Origin of the sequence: Mesorhizobium sp. M1B.F.Ca.ET.045.04.1.1 (genome assembly GCF_003952465.1) — a bacterium.
Taxonomy (GTDB): domain Bacteria; phylum Pseudomonadota; class Alphaproteobacteria; order Rhizobiales; family Rhizobiaceae; genus Mesorhizobium; species Mesorhizobium shonense.
The window spans coordinates 7635059-7654155 of record NZ_CP034448.1 but is presented as its reverse complement, the minus strand read 5'-3'; the positions used below and the strand labels follow the sequence as shown (position 1 = coordinate 7654155).

Genomic DNA, 19097 nt, shown 5'->3' with positions numbered 1-19097 from the left:
GTCGGATTCGGCACAAAAGAGCTATTTAACCATTCTCTTGTGCCGCTCAGCCTAAACGTCTGAAAAGCAACGAAAAAAGTCTTCCTTGACTCGATCAGCCGGCTGGCATGAATTTTGGAACGTTCATTGATGTGTTGCGCGACGCCAGTGCTTGCACATCAAGTGAGAAGTTCTCCCCCAGGAAGATTACGCTCGCGCGAAGGAGATACCATATGCAGCATATACTGGAGCGATTAACCGCCAAGATAAGGCAAACCAATGGTGACCAACAGTCTTCCGACAAGTTCCGTTTGGAAAATCTGTTGGGTCATGACCCGTTTGGCGAGATCTTGACGCGTCTTCCCGGAGACGACCTCTACCCTGACGCGATGGTAGGCGGGGGTAGTCTGACAGGAAAGACCACCCAACGGCGCAAACCGGAGGATTGCCTGCTCCCGAGCAACATGCGTGATACTCACCACAGGACGAAAATCAATGTTCACGAGATTCTCACAATTCTTGACGATTTTGGGGATTCAGTAAAGGTACTCTCGCTTGACTGTTTCGATACGTTGCTATGGCGCAAGACAGCGACACCTAAGGACGTTTTTGCCGTGCTGGCCGATAATCCCGTCGCGCGAAGGTTAGGGATAGCTCCTCACCAACGCGTTAGCGCTGCTGCGCGTGCGTATCGAGCGAAGCCATTAGAGAACGGATCGAGGGAGATCGATCTCGGTGATATCTATCGGTTTTTTACATCGCTTTCTGGTGAGGAACGGGAGCTATTGGCCGAGGCGGAAATCCGAACTGAAATGGATGTTTGTTTTGCATTCTCACCGTACGTAGAACTGATCAGGCTGGCAAACGCCCGTGGTATCAAAATTATCATCGTGAGCGATACGTATTTGCGCGAAGATGAGTTACGGCGCCTCTTGGCTCGGCATTTGCCTGAGGACGTTATGCAGTCAATTAGCAAGATTTACTGCTCTGTCGATTATGGGACGTCGAAGAGCGATGCCCTTTTTCCAATTGTAATCAAGGATTGTGGCGTGCCCGCATCGCAACTACTCCACATCGGCGATAATGATGTAGCCGATGCGCAAGCGCCACGGAAATTGGGAGTACGTGCGCTGCATTTCCTGCAGTTTGATCGTGAGGTCGAAAACTTCTTGCGCCTACAGCACGCGGCATCATCGTTGATTGTACTCGATCAGGCAGCACCGGAATCAGTTGTTCTGCCATGCTATAGTCCATTTCGACCAATTTTTTCTGTAGCGAACCTGAAGCCGTACTCGCCTGAGACGCTGATCGGCTACATGTCGTTTGGCCCGGTGCTATACGCCTATGCCCGTTTTCTTATGGACGAGGTGGAGGCACTAAAACAGCAGGGCAAGCGAGTAAAAGTCTTCTTTCTGTTGCGTGACGCTTATCTTCTTTCGGCTGCGTGTGAGGCCTATGCGCGCGAGCCCGTCGGCAAACTGGTACGAATCCGCAAATTTCTTGCTATTGCGGCCTCTTTCAAAACCCGCGCCGATGTCGATTATTACATCAGCGATATCGAACACCAAGTTGACGATTTCCATACCACTGCAAAACAGCTTCTGCTTCCGCCGGAAGTGACTGAATTATTAATACGGATCGCCAATCAATCTGCCGAGCCGAAAACGGCATTCCATCAGTTGCTGCGCGACGACGATGTGTTGGAGTTGATATTCAAGAACTCCTCTGATTTGCGTGCCCGCTTAATGCGATATATATCAAAGGAGCTGGAGGTAGAGGAAGGCGATACCATTATTTTGGCGGACCAAGGCATTTACGGCAGAACGCAGGAATATTTGACTCGGACATTCAAAGAAGAATTGAAGGTGGAAATACTTGGACGCTATCTGGTGGGTTCCGACGAACCTTACCGCCCTGCGAACGGAAAAGCACTTATTACTACGTCTTGTTGGAAATATGATCTATTTGAGCAATGTTGCATCCTAAAGGAAGGAATGGTTGTAGACTATGATTTGGACGGCGAGCCAGTTCTCGATGAGATCAAACTTAGCGAGAGGCAGTACGATAAGGTTGCCAAAGTTCAAGATGAATGCTTGCGGTTCATCAACGATGCGAGATTGTTTTTTACGAAGTCTGGTGTGACGCACGAGTTGTCTATTTTGCAGCGGGCCGCCCACGCAGCTCTATTTCGTCATGGCTACATGCCTACCGAAGCGGAGTTGGAATATTTCAAGGGCTTCCAGAACGACAAGTTTATGGGGCCTGATGGCACGAAGACGCTCTATGATCTAGACAGTGCTTGGAAGAATGTAAGGTGCCTGCCCTCACCTTATCGGCTGGGTGCATTTGAAGCGCGCAGCTTGGGGCTTGACTTCGCCTTCAGCGGTCTGGTGCAAAAACGATTTCAACTTGATCTAAGACCAGAAGATATGAATGTGCGGTTTTCACCTCTGAAAGTCTCGATAGGGAGCATACGAGAGTCCAAGGTCTTCTTGCTTAGAGCGCACCATCTGCATGACGGATATTTCTCCATTATGCTGCCATATGAAAGCGGCACCAGTTTGAAAATGCTTCTGGGAGAGCGCTACGTATGGTTGCAGATAGAGGGTATACGACTTTTAGATAACGCAAGAAGGGTGTGTAGTGATGTGTCGAGCTCTCTCGATCTGGAAGAAATCAACCGGGAGGGAGAGATTTACCAGTGCCTGTCACAGGCAAGTGTCGCGACAATATGTCCCGTTGATTTGCAGCAGTTCAAAACGCCTCATTACTATCATGTGATCTTTCGCCCATTGGTTTTGAGGGCATCTGATCCGCCGCGAAGGCTAGGCGCCTCGCAGTAACGCGGAAAGATGGTGCCGCCGGCGCGCGAGGCCGGCATTGTTGCGGGTCGCCGTCATGCCGTAGTGGCCACACAGTTCCTCGTAGCGGCGGGTCAGGTCTTCCCGGGCGTGAGCGGATGCGCCGCTCCAGTGTCCGGCGAATGCCGGCCCCAAGTTCGGGATGACGCCGGATCATCTCGTCGAAGATGGCGACGGATCGAAGGTTGGGCGCCGCTTGCAACATCGGCACGACCTCGGCACCGAAAATATCGCCGAGCGGATCAGGACGGCGTCGTTCCCGCGGCGTCTTCCTTTGTGACGGCCGCCTCGAATCCTTCTCGAGGCGATAGGCCGTGGCGATGCTGATCGACGCCTTCGCCGCCGCGACGGCCGTCGTATTGGTCTGACGGAACTTCATGAAAAGCCTCATCTGGTGATCGGTTACGTGGCGGCCGGGCACAAAGTGATTCCTCCCCAATAGGAAAAACCACCGGCATACCCGGCCGACCGTGATCACCAGACAAACGCCCCCCGAAAGGAACGTGCCGCCGGCGGATTGAAACTCCAGTCGGGCTACGCCCTCCCTGCGTTCCAATCCGCCGGCATTCTCATCCTGATTGGGATCTTCCGCATATTTGGTGCAGGGGCGGCGTTCCCTTGGTTGCCCCGTCTGTTTCTACGGTCGTTAGGCGGCTGCCAGCAGCCTGTTTCTCAGCAGCGCATACCCGGAGCGCCCATACATCTGGCGTTTGATGGTCTTGAGACGGTTGATATGTCCCTCGACGGGACTGGTGCTCCAGGGCTGAGTGATGGCGGCCCGAACAGCCGCAATGTCACGGCCGATGCCTGCTGCAAGGGAAGCCAGTTCGCTGTCCGTGGCTTCCTCGATCCATTGCTCGAGGACAGCATCATCGTTACCGCGTATCAGTGCAGCGAAACGTCGAGCCAGGTCACCCGCCTTCAAGAGCTCCGGCGCGCAGTCATAGAGATGGCCCAAGAATTGCTCGGTCTGCTCATCGAGCAAAGTCGGGTCTTCGCTCAGCAGCCATGCACAGTTTCGGCGCGACGGCGACCGCCATCGCGCATTTGGCGGAGCGGCCGATGAGCACTGGTGGCGGGCGGCCGTCCACCTGTAGACGGTCGCCTTGCTGCCTGCAAAGCCGCGGCGCTTGATTTCGCTCCACAGGTGCAACCCGTTGCGTTGGCCTTCCTGCCAGCGTCCTTCGAGATACTCCTGGAAAGGATCCATGAGAACCGAGCGCGCGGGCGGGCGCCGGTGCTCGGGCTCCCCGCCCGCTGCAAGCCAGCGCTCGACCGTTCTCACGCTCATGCCGGTCCGGGGCGCGATCTGTCGTGGCGACATGCCGGTCGTCCGCAAATCAAGGACTTCAGCATAGAGTTCACTGCGCTGATGCGGCGCGACCGGCGCAGGCCATCAAGCTTCGGGGAAGTCTCCACTGATGGTTCCGGATTGGCGTCGTCATCGCCACTCATCTCGGCCATCATCGCCTTTCCGGCGGCACTGACCGCTTTGCGATGGCGGCCGAGGGCCAGACGCAACGCTTCGCCCAGGTTCTGGAGAAGATGCCAGCGGTCGGCGACCTGCGTTGCATCGGGAGCATCGCGACGGGCGCCGTCAGCATAAACGCCGGCGCGATCGCGAGCGATGACTTCGATGCCAGGATGACGTTTCAGCCATGACGCGACCGTGTTGGCATTTCGGTCCGGCAACAGATCGAGCACGCGGTTGCGCTCCAGATCGCAGATGATCGTTCCGTAGCGCTGCCCCTTGCGCCAGGCCCAGTCGTCGATGCCGACCACCCGCGGCGCGGCCGGCGGCTCGAACCCGGCTGCGCGGATCATCCGCAGCAGCGTGTCGCCGCTTACCGGCATGGCCAGTTTGCGCGACAGGCGCGAGCCGGATTCGCCACCGACCGCGAAGCCAATCGCCAGATGGCTCTCGCCGAGGCGGGCGGTGCGTCTCGCTCTCGGCTGCACCGTTTCCGGCAATCGTTCCGTAAAGATCCGCTGACCGCATTGCGGATCGGCGCAACGGAACCGCCTGGCGTGAAGCCGGATTTCGACAACCCGTCCCTGCCACGGCAGATCAGCCACCCGGCGCATGTAGTGGCTGTGGACGCGGCCGGTTCGGCAGCCGCAGGAGGGACAGCACGATTCTGTCGCCTTCGGCCGGGCTACAAGCACCACCTTGTCGGCCCGTGGAGGAAATTGGACAATCGAAAGCTCGGTCGAGACCAGAGAGCGGAAGGCATGGAGCACGGGCGAATCACCGGCGTCGACTGCGATTCCGACTCTATGGACTCATTCGCACCGCCCGTGAATCCCGGCACCTGCACCAAATATGCGGAAGATCCCCAGATTGATGGTGTGGAACGGCCCCGCTACCGACAGCATCTAAGTGCTAAACGTGGTCGTTGCGAGCAACGCCACAAGGAAGGGAGCCGTTCCGTGAAGCAGGTTAGCACCATCGGCCTGGATTTGGCCAAGAACGTTTTTCAAATTCATGGCGCCGACGCCGAAGGCGCGCCGATTTTCAATCGCAAACTGCGTCGAGCCGAGCTGCTGGGCTTTTTCGAAAAGCTTCCGCCGTGTTTGGTTGGTTTGGAGGCGTGCGGCGGTTCGCATTATTGGGCGCGCGAGATCGCGGCGCTCGGTCACGACGTGCGTTTGATCCCGCCGATTTATGATGTCGCGCTACAAATGCCCTTGCGCGGCGCGCCGCGGTGGCCGGCCGAGGCGGCGCTGATTGGCCATGAACTCCTCCCAGTCAATATAACCAGGGTGTGCGTCTTTGATGCAAACCTCCCAGTCGTCAATGGCCACCTTCGAGGTTGCGCGGTGCGAACCCGGACCTTGGCGGACCGCATTTATTCGGCGCCGGCCGTAGATATATGCGCCGGCATAGGCTGGGTTGTGCAAAATATGATGGACGCGGGCGATGGTGGCGTCTCGCCATACCAACTCATGGGGTCCCGGCCCGCGGAGCGGCCGCACAGGTATGCGTAGGTCGTGCGTGCGCAGATAACGGATGACGCGCCGTGCGGTCTGAAGCTCCGTAAATTTGTCGAAGACCAGACACAGTCGAGCCTGCACCTCTTCATCAGGATTGAGAACGATCTGGCCTGAGCGGTTGTACGCCAAGCCACCTGGCAGCGGTATGCGAAGCTCGCCTTGCGCCGCCTTCTGCCGCTCCCCTTGATGCAGGCGGATGCGGATCTGGTGCAACTCTGCTTCGCTCATGATCCCCGAGAGCCCTAACAGCAGCCGGTCGTGATAAGCGCAGGGATCGTAGAGGCGCTCGCCATCAGCGATGATAACGCCGAACAATGAACACAACTCGAGGAGTTGATGCCAATCTCGGTTATTGCGTGCCAATCGAGATGCATCGAGGCTGACCACCAGACCCGCGTTGCCGAGCCCGATCTAGGCGATGAGCCGTTGGAAGGCGCTCGACTTGGCCGTTTCCCGATTTTCCAAGATCCTCATCGATGACGACGACACGATCCGGCGGCCAGCCCAATCTGACGGCTCGGTCTGCCAAGCTGTACTGAAGTTCGGTGCTTTCCTGATGGTGGCGCACTTGGTTTATCGAGGATTGGCGTACATAAACGTAAGCGAACTTTGAACGCCGGACGGCCGTGAGCCGCTCGTCAGAATTACCCGGGACGGCCAACATCAAACCGTTCCCTCACCGCCGGCGCGGTCGGCGGCATCCGGCGGATCAGAGTCGCAAGCATCTGCGCAAGTTGGTGCTGACATACCGGTGGGAGATCGTTCCAAAGGCTGGGCGAGTCTCGCTTGATCCTTACCAGTGGAACGCTGGCCTCCGGAAGAGATACCGCCATCCGAAGTGCTAATGCATGAGCAACCATTGCAACTCGCTATTGAGTTACCGAAGGTGATTCGCACATAATACACTAAAGCAACCAAAGTTCTAACGGATATTAACTTTTCAGTCGCGCCACGATGTTCATCATCATCGATAGCGCGCGACAAATCCGTCGCTGATCGGCGGATATTGCGTAACCGCCCATCCGGCAGGCGGATGACAACAAAGGCAGGTCCGCGCCCCGACCGAAGTGATGCCACCTCAAACCGCTGTCCACAGAGCGCGTGTCGACGGTCAACCACCGTGATGTGAGACACCAGCCAATCAATGACAGGGGCATCCTGCTCTGCTTGGGTCGCCGACAACATCGTGCCAGGCGGTGGAGGATGACCGCAAGCTTGCGGGCGACCGCCACTTTGGCCTTCTTCATTCCGGCGCGTCGGGCGATCCGCATCGCCCAGCTTTTGAGCTGTGTGCAGCCCTTGAGCGGCTTCACCAGCATGATGTGGGCGGCCTCATAGAGCGCCGTCGTACCGCAGCATCGCCGATCTTGCTGATGCGATGAGCGCGACGATCGGACCGACCCCCCGGCGTCGACATCAACCGCCTGGCTCTGGCATCGAGGCGCACCAGCGCGCGAACCTTTTTCTCGAAAGCCTGGAACCCGCGCAAGATCACGGCGTGCACCGAAAGCAGTCCCGCGGCGACCATCTTCAGGTTCGCATGGCCGACCACCAGCTCGTTGATGCTTCGGGCAAAGCCGCGCGGCGTCGTCTTGCCGCCCTTTAGCCCGAAGCCACGCAAAATGCTGCGCACACTGTTCTCGACGTCTCTCAGCTTCGATTGGATGAGCTTGCGCCCGCACCTCTTGTGCTGCCAGCGCCGCGTAGAGCCATGCGACAGCGGGCCGGCCTCCAGCCCGATCCGCACAAGGTCAAAGCCGAGCGAGGCAAACCAGGCGATCAATGCCTCCGGCTCGCTGGCCACCTTGCTCTCGCGAACGATCTTGCCGCTTGCATCGACAACGCACACGCTAATTTGCCCCACTGGTTAGGTGGGGTATAGCGGGAATCTCTCCGCCAGCGTCAACACTCGTTCGGCAATGTTTACGTCGATTTCCAGCCCTTGGCCTGGATTCGCTGCAAGTCGATCTAAAACGTTGGCAATGATCTCTGCCAGTTCAGATGCTTCCGGATCAGCCATTCCACGAGCTGCAATTGCGGACGTTCCCATCCGGAGCCCCGAGGTGACATTCGGTGGCTCCCTGTCTTGTGGCACAAGATTGCGGTTCGTTGTCACGCCATGAGCTTCCAATGCCTTCTGCGCGGCATCGCCTGTCAGCCCACGCGTTCTGAGGTCAACCATCGTGAATGGCGTATCTGTCCCCCCTGTGACGATTTTGAACCCACGTGCGCTCAAGCCGTTCGCCAGAGTTCGCGCGCAGCTCAGTACCCGTCTAGCGTATTCGGTAAACTCGGGCTTAAGGGCCTCACCGAAACAGACGGCCTTGCCAGCAATAACGTCGGGCAACGGCCCGCCTTGAATGCCGGGGAATACCGCTGAATCGATTTTCTTACCAAAAGCCGCGTCGCGAGACATTATCAGGCCTCCCCTCGGCCCGCGTAGATTTTTGTTGGTCGTTGTGGTTACCAGGTCGATGTGAGGAAACGGGCTCGGATACTCTTTTGCAGCTATCAATCCGGAAAAGTGGGATACATCGGCGAGTGTGACTGCGCCAACCTCCGCAGCGATTCTTGATACCTTAGGAAAATCGATAGCACGAGGATAGGATGAGCCGCCTACAATAATCAGCTTGGGACGGTGCTCGCGAGCGAGCTGTTCCATCGTATCGTAGTCGATGAACCCCTCAGGTGTTGTCCCGTATGATATTGTCTTGAACCAGCGACCGGACAAGTTGGACTTGAACCCGTGGCTCAAGTGCCCCCCCGAGGAGAGGTCCATACTCAACACTGTGTCTCCGGGTGTGAGTAAAGCAAAGTACACTGCCTGGTTAGCTTGGCTACCGGAATGGGGCTGCACATTTGCATGTCCTGCACCGAACATCGCCTTGGCTCGCTCTATGGCAAGGCGTTCGATGGCATCGACGTTTTCGACACCAGCATGATACCGTTTTCCCGGATAGCCCTCAACGGTGGTGAATACCACCATCGATGCCATCGCTTCACGGACCGCGTTACTCATGTAATTCTTCGGGGCGATCAATTCTACCTGACTTCGTTGCCTCGACTCGTCTGCTGAGATTAAAGGTGCCAGTTCAGGATCTGCCTGGGCCAGGGGCTCCTCAAAAAACCATCTCTTTGCTTTCATGCAGAAGTCTCCTTTGGACCTGGTAAGGACGCGCCAATGTTGTAGTAGGGCGAATTCCGCAGATTTTCCTTGGACAGCGGGTACAGATCGCTTGGAAGCAGGTAATCAATCAGCGCCTGCTCGTTCCGGTCAGGCGATCCGGGCTGCCCATAGGCGCAAAGCGCCATTACCTTGCCGGCGTCTTCGAAGCGCAAGTGTTCTTTGGGAAAGGTGAATTTCTGATCGGCGGCCAACGCATAGAGAAGAGCATACCCGCTACCTGGAGCCGTTATTACCCTTCCCAAACGAGCTACCTACAGTCGCTCATCGACCTCATAGAAATCGCCGATGTCACCTTCGCAAATCAGGGCATAACAAGGCATTCCCAGGGGAACGGCGACATGCCGTAGGATCCCCAGAGATGGGAGCGTTCGTGCGTTGAGGAATAGAAATGCACCTTCCTGCCGAAGATAGATGTCTCGCCGACAATCCCCGATCCGTTGCCAAGGCCATAGTAGCCTGCCGCAACGGGGCTGTGGCCCGGGATTTCCGTGATCGACCAGCCACTCACGGCAATCACATCCGGAATGGCGTGCAAGCGGCCAGCGGCGTCGAGGACCGCTGATGGAGTGATGGTCGAATATCTGGGAAGCTATCCTTCTCAGCCTCGTATGAATAGATGAGTTCGGCTGCTGACGCATCCAGTGCTGCAATTGCGCCGTCATGGCCCGGCTTAAACGACATTATTCTCATGTTGGATGAGCTCCTACAGAATGAAGACTACCGGAGATATTGCGGGAAAACTTTGACCAAGCCAGGCGCTTTTCGCCTCTTGCGGCACCAACGCCTCAAGGCAGGCTAGCAAATTGATCGCCAGAAGATCGCCGTATATAAAAACGCTTCTTCCTTGCAATAACTCTCTCGCATCCGTGTAGCAAGTTCGGTCTTATCTTGAAACCCCGGCGATAGTAAATTTTTGCGATTGTAGGCAAAATACTTGTAAAGATATATGACATTAATATTTCCATTCAATGGAACGTTGCGTCAACTGCTTCTGGCGAGCACGTTTCACTCTGTTGGTGGTCTGGGGCCGCCGCGATCGTGGTAGTCAGCCAGTCGAAGATCGGGCGTGTGGCGGCGCGGGAACGGCGTCATTAACAATTTGCTGCGCGACAAGACATGCCCGAGCATTGCACCACTTCAGTTTGCGCCGGTCGAGAAGCTCGTGGAGGGGACGCTCGCCGATCACACGAGACGACTCACTGACTCACTGGGCAGTCCGCGCGGCTGTGAAGGCGGGCGGGCATCGCGGGCGTAAGGTGGTGAATATCTGACACAACCATACTTCGCGTGTCGCTTTCGCCAAGTCATGCCCAATGAGCGCGAGGAGAGCGCTGTCGATGGCTCCGCCGCTGTAATGGCATAGACGACGTGGCAGTATCGGCTCAAAACCAGTCGGCATCGAGCACCCAGTATGCAGGGCTTCAACGTCGCTACCGGCCACAGCCGGTGCGGCGGGTCCCCGTCAGTTGACTTGAACTGGCCGAGGACGACACCGCAGAGTGGAAACGGTGCCTGACCCAGCTGTAATACATGGTTCCCCAGCCGATCGCTTTCGAACCCGGGCTTGCAATTAATCAGTCCTAACTCTTGAAGATCGCAGTGCAGAGGGCACATTCAAGTATCGTCTTGCGCACCCGGCGGCGACGCGCATCAGCACTTCCGGAGCATAAGCGTCAGCGGCCGCCGCGAGATCATTCACGGTGAAACTCTCACCCAGCAATTCGACCGAGACGGTCGGAAGACAAACTGCCTCAGGAACGTCCGTTATGTCAATCGCGGTGGAGTCCATCGACGTTCTTCCGACCAGAGGAGCCGAATATCCAGCAAACCGGACGGATATCTTGTTTCCGCAGGCCCATGGAAGGCCATGCTTGTAACCGATACCCAAGATCGCTATGCGGCTGTCTCGAACCGTACGAAATGTCGCGCCATAACCGACCGCCTCACCCTTGGGCACATTGCGCACATCGAGTATATTTGCCTGAAGTTTTACGACGGGCATAAGAGGGTTCGGTTGAACGCCGGCGTTGTTGAGACCAAAAAGCGCTGAACCCACCCGGACGATATCGAAATGAAAATTCTTTCCGAGCCAAACACCGGCGGATGCGGCTAGACTGCAACGGGCAGGTTTAAGCAGATTGGAGATCGCCCGAAAGCGATTACTCTGCAACACATTCATTGCGTCGGCAACGCGATCGCTACAAGCGAGGTGACTGAGGACGACTGAGGGGGGGTGCCGCTTAAAAGTGCCGGAAAGATAATTTCTGCGTACGTCGTCAAAAGTAAGCCCGAAGCGAGAGAAGCCGGTTTCGACATTGAGAAAATATGTTTGCGCCTCGCCCGCAGCGCTAATAGCACCCAGTTCACCGGAGTTATTCACTACAGGTGTAATCCGGCTGGATCTATAGTGTTTCCTCAACGTCGTAAATTGATCGCAGAGAACCGCAACCGTCGCGCCTATCTTGGAACTTCTTATGGCCATCGCTTCGTGGAGATCTCCAACAAAAAAAAGATCGCATCCGGCGGCGGCCAACGTCCTTGTGACCTCGATAATACCAAGCCCGTAGGCGTCATTTTTAACGACTGCTGCCACCCTTACATGTGGTCCGACCATGGCCGACACAGTCTGGAAATTTGCCTGAACTGCCGCCAGATTGACTTCTAGCACAGCATCCGCGCGCTGCGGGATGGACAACATCTTTTACCCCCTTCTGCAGGTTGATCGAGAAGCATCGCATTCTTTTATTGGTTTTATTGGTTGCGATCCGAAGTAGAACACGGGCGAGCAACAACTTTTGCGGCGCCCGCTTGGCCAATGTATTAAAAGTTCGCCTTCCGCAGTGCGGCTGGTGACTAGGAAGGGGATCGTCATTGCGAGTACTTCCCTCTAGCTGGGATCGCGTGCTAGCGGGCAAGTCATGCAACGGCCGCCACCTCGTCCACGGCTGAGTTCTGCGCCCTCGACCGTTATCACTTCAACGCCAGCGCGACTCAGCAATGAATTCGTGTTGACGTTGCGGTCGTAGGTAACGACAACGCCCGGCTCGACCGCAATTACGTTATTTGCGTCGGACCATTGCTCTCGCTCCGCTTCATAGTGATCGCCGCCGGTAGGCACTATTCGGAGAGCCTTAATTCCTAGGGCCTTGGCCACCACAGACAAGAAGGGTTCATCCTCTTCGGTGACATCGACCGTATCCTCAGAATTGCCCGGGCGGAGAGTGAACGTTCGCAGCCCCTCCACCACGGGCGGGTAAATCGTCACCAGGTCTCGGTCGCAGAAGGTGAAGATGGTGTCGAGATGCATGAAGCTACGGTCCCGGGGCATCAGAGCCGCAATAACGCGAGTGATTTTGTCGACCTTGAACAAAGCGCGCGCCAATGCCTCGACGGCCTGCGGCGTGGTCCTCTCACCCATACCGATTAGAACAACACCGTCACCAATTGGCATCACATCCCCCCCTCAAGACTGAGCGCACCGTTGGTTCGATCAGGCAACAGGCGTGTGAAGCTAGCGTCGCGAAATCGAGGATGGAAGCGATAGACTGCCTCAACGTTTTCTGCCTCAGGCCGTCTAGCGCGCCAATACAGGGGGTTGATTGAGACGCCGCCATAGATCCAGCATGAACTGTCACGCGTAAAAAGCTGGTTCGGTAAAGGAGGTAGAACGAAATCCTCGGGCTTTAATGTTCGCCCAGTCAGCCCGTGCGGCTTAAAGTCAAGATCCTCACGCGCGATCCCGCCAATGAGCAAGGCTGCGAGTTGACTTGGCGGCATCTCGTCAAGCCAGCTCCGCAACTCATTGGCGAAATCCAGGCCGACGGCTGAAGGACAGACGCGTCGATTTAGGAGCCAGCCGCGGGCGTCGGACAACGCCAAAGTTTCCGACAGCAGGTCGCCCAAAGAACGAACGACGACACCGCGCTCACGAAATTTTTCCACGAAGGCATCGTGCTCCTGTTGCGCACGCTCGACCCAAATCACATCATCGAAGAGGAAGCCCTTGCAGTTCTTCGGTGTAAGGCGGCGGAGGCTAAGGTCTGGTCGATGAACAAGGACCTCGCGTAGCCGGCCAACTTCTGAATGAACCCCTAAGGTCGTCATATGGCCGTCCTGACTGCCAGTGGCCAGCGAATAGCTTTCAAATGAAATCGTTTGCGTGGACATAGGCGGCTCCGTTGATGTGCGAATGAGTAATCCTCCGCCTGCAACAAGTATGCCGACCAAAGACGACTTATGATCAAGAGGTTGACTGTCGCGTCCGGCAGGTAGGCTCACAGGTTTGTCCGACTCCCTACAAAGGGTAAGACCGTATGTCCGCTTCTGCCGGTGAGGTGGCTCGCATTGCACTGCGCGTCCGAGGGTTGCTTCTAGATTCGGTAAGTCAAGCGCTTCTCGAGCTTTCCGCTTCGCCGGCTTCTGAGGTCTTTCGCAGGGCCTCGTTTCTCTGCGGGATCGGCGCTCGGCCGTCGCCTTGATGGAGATCAGAAGAATTGGCGTCCTGATCGTTGTGATGTGACCGGTACTGCAACCCTCGCGAACTCACCTCATTCATCGTCCCGCGAAGGACGCTTTTCCACCGACTGGTGGAACCTTATGGGGTAATCCTTGTCACGCTCGCTCTGCGGTCATGTTTCATCTCCGTGTTCTACCGTCGCCGACATGGTTTCGGCTTGGCCGGCGCGCATATGGTCGGGGCGTACGACCAAGGCTTTCAGCATGATATCTTGTCGCGTCCAACGAAACTCGTGCCGTCGCGCCAAATGCGACGCGTGATCACCGCCAGCCGGCGAGCCAACCCGACAATGGCCTTCTGTCGGCCGCGCTGCCTGGCAACGTTCATCGCGCGAGCCCTCACCCACGACCATTTCGTCACGCGCGTCACCAGTGTCTGCGTGGCTTCATAAAGCAGCGTTCGCATCATGCCGTAGCCGCAGCGGGATATCCGGACGATGCGGCGGGCGCGTGGCTGAGGGAGGGATCGCACCTCGATACGGCTACGATCACTGGGGCGCGGGTGTTCGTCGACGGGCGCGCGGCGGCTGTTCTGGCGGGCGATCTGGCGCAGCCGATCGCCGAGGGCGCATTCTTCACAGAAGACATCGTAGCGGATCTGACGGAGCTTGCGCAGGGCCACCCGGGCAGCCTAAACGAGATCGGCCGGACCGTTTTCAAATCCACCGGCCTTTCGCAAGAAGACCTAGAGCACGTCCTGTGATCGATGAATCGATTGTGATGTGACGGCGGCCTTGGCAGATGATTCAACATCCACTTTGGTGAGGTGGATGATGGGAAGATCACTGAGCGAGGATCTCCGGCTGCGGGTCCTGAAGGCGTCTGACGCGGCATGTCGGCCCGGCAGGCTGCGGCGCGGTTTGGGGTCGGGATATCAGTGCGATCCGCTGGATCGCGCGGGCGAAGATCGGCGAACTGGCGCCGCGGCCGCAAGGCCGCCGCCGCGCGTCCAGCCTCGATGCGCATGAAGCCTTCATCGTCGGGCTGATCAATGAGCGCAAGGACATCACGTTGAACGAGATGGTAGAGCGGCTGGAAGGCGAGCGGTCGGGTGCGGATCAGCCGCAGCGCCTTGAGCGCATGGCTTCGCGGCCACGGATGGACGTTCAAAAAAGTCCGCACACGCACTGGAGCAGGACCGCCCCGACATCCTGAAGCGCCGCCGCGCCTGGTTCGACGGCCAACTCGATCTCGATCCGGCGAAGCTCGTCTTCATTGACGAGAGTGTGCTGCAGAGCAGCAGAAGGAGTTCAATATGAACTAAGACCGTAGTGTAAAGCTGCGTGGATGATGGGACGGCCCTCCGAGATCGGCTTTCAGGAGCAGGTCTCAAACCAGTCCAAGCTGCTGCGGTAAAGAGCCGTGGTGGTGAGCGTTGGATGAAAAGTTCGGACGAGATCCGAGCAGGTGGGTGTCCGAAAGACGAACGAAAGTGAACCCTTCGAAGACGCGTCGTTATGAACGTAAGTGTCGCCGAAACCAGGACCGTTTCGTCATCCTGGGACAAGTCCGCCAGATGCCTGATGACTGGGCGGGCGGCGACCGGCGTAGAGGGGGCGTGAGTCGGACACAGGCATTTGCGCGGAACTGCAGGAACCAGGCTCCTGATGCAAAGGGAGAAGCTCAAGCGGGCCAAACCCGTAAGGCGAGAGTACCGATGCAGGAGACTGGGGCGGACCGACCCGTATGAGCGTTGAGGGCCCTGTAATGGAGCCGGAGCAAAGGGGTCGGATCAGGTGGTCGTATTGTTTGAAACAACTGGAAACAGGATGACTTCGATAGGTACGACAGACAAGCCGTTTCGAATTGCGAAACGACAAGTGTACGAAGCTTACAAAGCGGTCAAAGCCAACCATGGTGCAGCCGGGGTGGACGGGCAGACCTTGGAGATGTTCGAGAAGGACCTTGCAAGGAAACCTCTACAAGGTCTGGAATCGGATGTCCTCAGGGACGTACTTCCCACCGCCGGTTCGCGCTGTCTCCATTCCGAAGAAGAGTGGAGGTGAAAGGGTTTTGGGTGTGCCCACCGTCAGCGACCGGATCGCGCAGATGGTGGTCAAGCAGATGATTGAGCCGGATTTGGACCCCCTCTTTCTTCCAGACTCCTACGGCTACAGGCCGGGAAAATCGGCTCTGGATGCAGTTGGCGTCACGCGTCAGCGATGCTGGAAGCATGACTGGGTTCTGGAATTCGACGTCAAAGGGCTGTTTGACAATCTTCCGCACGATCTCCTGCTGAAGGCGGTCAGAAAGCACGTCACATGCAAGTGGGCTCTGCTCTACATCGAAAGATGGCTGGCAGCGCCGATGCAGAAGAACGGGGAAGTCGTGGAGCGCACACGCGGTACCCCGCAAGGGGGCGTTGTTGGCCCGATCTTGTCGAATCTCTTCATGCACTATGCATTTGATCTGTGGATGACCCGGACGCATCCTGACCTTCCATGGTGTCGATATGCGGACGATGGCCTTGTGCATTGCCGCAATGAGCAGCAGGCAGAAGCCCTCAAGGCGGAGCTTGGTGCTCGACTGGCAGCATGCGGGCTTCAAATGCATCCGACAAAGACCAAAATCGTCTACTGCAAAGACCAAAGGCGCAGGGGGGAATACCCGAATGTCGTGTTCGACTTCCTCGGGTATCAGTTCCGGCCGCGACGCGTGGCGAACACACGGCGAGATGAGTTCTTCTGTGGTTACACGCCTGCGGCCAGCCCAACGGCAATTAAGTCGATGCGGGCCACGATCAAAAGCTTGAACATCCCGCGGCAGACGCCGGGGACGCTGGCTGAAATCGCCCAACGGCTCAATCCACTCCTTCGCGGATGGATAGCCTATTATGGCCGCTACAGCCGTTCGGCCCTGTCCACTCTGGCTGATTACGTCAACCGGAAGCTCAGGGCGTGGATCATGCGTAAGTTCAAGCGCTTTCAGTCCCATAAGACGCGTGCCAGCCTCTTCGTGAGAAAGCTGGCGTGGGAAAATCCAGGACTGTTTGTGCACTGGAAGGCGATCGGAACGAATACGTTTGCCTGATGGGAGCGGTGTGAACCGAGAGGTTCACGCACCGTTCTGCGAGAGGCCGGCAGGTGAAATCCCTCCGGCCTACTCACCCGGGCTGTCGACCAAGATGGCCCGTCTGCGGGGACGTGCGCCATGCGGTGAGCGCTGCCGGGCCGGCGTGCCGCACGGCCATTGGAAGACGACCACCTTCACCGGCGCGCTGAGGTTGGCGGGTATGACCGCACCATTCGTCTACGACGGTGCCATGAACGGCAGTGTGTTCCTTGCCTATGTCGATCAGGTCCTGGTCCCGACCCTGGCGCCGGGCGACGTCGTCGTGATGGACAACCTGCCGGCGCACAAGGCGGCAGGCGTGCGAGAGGCAATCGAACAGGTCGGCGCCAAGCTCTTGTTCCTGCCGCCATACTCGCCCGACTTCAATCCGATCGAAAACGCCTTCTCAAAACTCAAGGCTCTCATGCGCGCCAAAGCCGAGAGAACCATCAACGCCCTGTGGGACGCCGTCGGTTCGATCCTCGACCAGTTCACACCAGCTGAATGCGCAAACTACTTCAAGGCCGCAGGATATGACCCAGATTAAACAGGATGTGCTCTAGCCGCCGCGATGAAGGTCATTCGACGTTGATGAGACGCTCGATGATGCATTGCTGGGTGCCACACCTTCAGGTCATCCCCGGATGAAGGCCCAGCAGCTCGTCAATCAGGTCAGCAAATTTTTGTTCCGGAGGGGTCAGCGCGCTCAAGTTGGAGGAGATGAGGTAGACATCCGCGCCGAGCGGCTCATCGAACAGCCGCAACGGCCACAGTCGCCCCTGGGCCACGTCGTCGTGGGCGGTGAGAACGGGCAAAAGGCCTATGCCCAGACCCGATATCAGCATTCGGCGCACCTCGTTGAGCTCGCGGCTCCATCCGCTAACCCGACGTCCAAGACCAAGGCCTTCTCGCAGAAAGATCATCGGCTCGAATCCGCTCCCATCATTGGCGCAATCGAAGGCGATGAAGGGCTCTTGTTGAAGCCTGCGGACATCCACCTCCTGAACTCCGAATAGAGGGTGTTCGGCGCCACAAAATATGCCAAAATCTTCGCGGAATAAGTGGCGGCATCGCAGCGTCGGCATTTTTTTTGTCAAAAGACAGATGCCGATGCCAGCCTTGTCCATTGAAATCTGTCGCACGATGTCGAGCGAGGTTTTGATGTCGATATGCCATGTGACCGACGGGTATCGCTGGTGATACAGCCGGAGTGCTTCGTCTACAAGCGTGGACTGTAGCCGAGTAACCATGCTGAGTTTCAGCTCCCCGAATTCGTCATTGCTCCCGTCCCGAGAGAGAATGCCGATTCGGTCAACGCACCGGGACATCTCCGAACATTCCTGATAAATCTGTTCGCCACGTAATGTCAGCGCAAAATGGCGAGGGTCGCGGAAGACGAGCTTGCAGTCGAGTTGATCCTCGAGTTTTTTCAACTCAAGGCTCACGGAGGGCAGGCTCATGTGAAGACGTTTTGCGGCGCCGGTGATGCTCCTCTCTTCAGCGATGATGCAAAAACTGCGCAAGAGGTTCCAGCTCAGGTTTTGGCCGCCCAGATTGCCCAAGAGGGCGCCTGGTTTGTCTCCTGGGCGTTCACACCCACCCCGCCATTGAGACAATTTCAAGATGTCCAACATGGCCGGGGGATGCCAATTCCGAAGCAGCGCAGGTGGGCGACATGGAGGATTTGATTTATCAGGCTTGAGTAACTGTGTCCGGCGGTCATTGCGGCTGTAGCAAAAGTAGAGTGGATGTTGAGCCCCGGCAGCGGGTTAATCTCCAGGACGAACGGCTGGCCCGCGCGATCGATCCGGACGTCGACGCGGGCATAGTCCCGGCACTGGCACGCACGGAAGGATGCAACCGAAATATCCTGCACCAAAGTCGCAAGGCCGCTCCCAATTTCCGCCGGGCAAACTTTCGGCCGGCTCGCGGCCGCCTGGTACTTCGCTTCCCAAGTATAAATACCAGTTTCGCCGAGCTCGATCTCCACCGAGGGAAATACCTCGAGCTCTCCGTTTCCAAGCAGCGCAACGCAGATTTCACGACCGTCAATGTATTCTTCCACGAGCGCATCCTGCGCATACTGCGTGACGACCGCTTCCACAGCCTGACCCAACTGAGCGGGCTCATGTACGAGCTGTAATCCGAAGCTGTTGTCTTCGTGGTGACACGGTGCTCGCCATGAGTGCCCTCCGGTGGCATGAATCGCTCGAGCGTAGCGAGCAGTGTTTTGTCGCCTTCGCACAGCAGCGTCTCGTGGCCGACCTCGTGCAGTGCCGACCGCCACGCTACTAATTGTGCCCGAGACCACGCTTCTAGTTGTGCCCCAATTCGGCCATGGCTGCGGCGGCTTCGGACAAGGCTGACCGAAGCGGTTGATCACGTCCGTAGAATCAACGTCCGTCACCATGGCTACCCGCATGAGCTACTCCTTGGATTTGTCCGCTATCAGTTCATTGGCTCGGAACATCTGATTGATGGAGGTTGATGGCTAAACTCCGCGCCTTCTC

General features: G+C 57.3%; 11 protein-coding genes and 7 pseudogenes. 6 read left to right on the top strand and 12 right to left on the bottom strand.

Features of this window, described 5'->3' with window-relative positions; genetic code table 11:
* Window positions 1-212: 212 nt before the first annotated feature.
* Window positions 213-2822 (top strand): HAD family hydrolase, encoded by a 2610-nt coding sequence (locus EJ071_RS37640; protein WP_126102337.1) that lies wholly within the window; start codon window positions 213-215, stop codon window positions 2820-2822.
* Between the two features lie 109 nt (window positions 2823-2931).
* On the opposite strand, the pseudogene EJ071_RS37635 reads toward EJ071_RS37640, so the two are convergent.
* The 3 genes and pseudogenes from EJ071_RS37635 to EJ071_RS39115 all read right to left on the bottom strand — a co-directional run.
* Window positions 2932-3231 (bottom strand): annotated as a pseudogene (locus tag EJ071_RS37635) (IS21 family transposase); the annotation flags it as partial.
* A 255-nt stretch (window positions 3232-3486) separates the two neighbouring features.
* Window positions 3487-4164: a transposase gene (locus EJ071_RS39120; RefSeq protein WP_348628125.1), complete on the bottom strand. Its 678-nt coding sequence runs from the start codon at window positions 4162-4164 to the stop codon at window positions 3487-3489.
* Entirely contained in the window at window positions 4128-5081 is a 954-nt protein-coding gene (locus EJ071_RS39115; protein ID WP_210211904.1) for an ISL3 family transposase, read from the bottom strand. Before EJ071_RS39115 ends, EJ071_RS39120 begins: the two co-directional genes overlap by 37 nt.
* A 189-nt stretch (window positions 5082-5270) precedes the next feature.
* Between EJ071_RS39115 and EJ071_RS39935 the strand changes: the two are divergent.
* Window positions 5271-5507 (top strand): annotated as a pseudogene (locus EJ071_RS39935) (IS110 family transposase); the annotation flags it as partial.
* 9 nt (window positions 5508-5516) lie between these two features.
* On the opposite strand, the gene EJ071_RS37615 reads toward EJ071_RS39935, so the two are convergent.
* Window positions 5517-6221 carry a recombinase family protein gene (locus EJ071_RS37615; RefSeq protein WP_210211903.1) on the bottom strand — a complete coding sequence of 235 codons (705 nt, stop codon included), beginning with the start codon at window positions 6219-6221 and terminating at the stop codon, window positions 5517-5519.
* Window positions 6222-6252: 31 nt separating this feature from the next.
* Between EJ071_RS37615 and EJ071_RS39110 the strand changes: the two genes are divergently transcribed.
* A complete protein-coding gene (locus tag EJ071_RS39110; RefSeq protein ID WP_210211902.1) occupies window positions 6253-6447 on the top strand; it encodes a hypothetical protein in 195 nt (64 codons plus the stop codon).
* A 577-nt stretch (window positions 6448-7024) separates the two neighbouring features.
* On the opposite strand, the pseudogene EJ071_RS37610 reads toward EJ071_RS39110, so the two are convergent.
* From EJ071_RS37610 to EJ071_RS39930, 6 genes and pseudogenes are all read right to left on the bottom strand, one after another.
* Window positions 7025-7698: pseudogene (locus EJ071_RS37610) on the bottom strand (hypothetical protein); the annotation flags it as partial.
* A gap of 3 nt (window positions 7699-7701) precedes the next feature.
* On the bottom strand, window positions 7702-8979 hold the full coding sequence (glyA, locus tag EJ071_RS37605; RefSeq protein ID WP_126102336.1) for a serine hydroxymethyltransferase: 1278 nt from the start codon (window positions 8977-8979) through the stop codon (window positions 7702-7704).
* Window positions 8976-9212: a hypothetical protein gene (locus EJ071_RS37600; RefSeq protein ID WP_126102335.1), complete on the bottom strand. Its 237-nt coding sequence runs from the start codon at window positions 9210-9212 to the stop codon at window positions 8976-8978. The genes glyA and EJ071_RS37600 overlap by 4 nt, the downstream gene beginning before the upstream one ends.
* Window positions 9213-10591: 1379 nt before the next feature.
* Entirely contained in the window at window positions 10592-11719 is a 1128-nt protein-coding gene (gene alr / locus EJ071_RS37595) for an alanine racemase (protein WP_126102334.1), read from the bottom strand.
* A 189-nt stretch (window positions 11720-11908) separates the two neighbouring features.
* A pseudogene (locus tag EJ071_RS37590) lies at window positions 11909-13125 on the bottom strand (arginine deiminase).
* A gap of 610 nt (window positions 13126-13735) precedes the next feature.
* Complete coding sequence (locus EJ071_RS39930; RefSeq protein ID WP_245460132.1) at window positions 13736-14158, bottom strand: hypothetical protein; 423 nt, start codon at window positions 14156-14158, stop codon at window positions 13736-13738.
* 151 nt (window positions 14159-14309) lie between these two features.
* Between EJ071_RS39930 and EJ071_RS38945 the strand changes: the two are divergent.
* From EJ071_RS38945 to EJ071_RS37565, 3 pseudogenes are all read left to right on the top strand, one after another.
* Window positions 14310-14768: pseudogene (locus EJ071_RS38945) on the top strand (transposase); the annotation flags it as partial.
* A 537-nt stretch (window positions 14769-15305) separates the two neighbouring features.
* Window positions 15306-16566, top strand: a pseudogene (gene ltrA, locus EJ071_RS37570) (group II intron reverse transcriptase/maturase).
* A gap of 79 nt (window positions 16567-16645) precedes the next feature.
* Window positions 16646-17134: pseudogene (locus EJ071_RS37565) on the top strand (IS630 family transposase); the annotation flags it as partial.
* An 82-nt stretch (window positions 17135-17216) separates the two neighbouring features.
* Here EJ071_RS37565 and EJ071_RS37560 read toward each other — a convergent pair.
* Entirely contained in the window at window positions 17217-18149 is a 933-nt protein-coding gene (locus tag EJ071_RS37560; protein WP_245460131.1) for a LysR family transcriptional regulator, read from the bottom strand.
* A 56-nt stretch (window positions 18150-18205) separates the two neighbouring features.
* A complete protein-coding gene (locus EJ071_RS39925) occupies window positions 18206-18691 on the bottom strand; it encodes a hypothetical protein (RefSeq protein WP_245460130.1) in 486 nt (161 codons plus the stop codon).
* Window positions 18692-19097 lie beyond the last annotated feature (406 nt).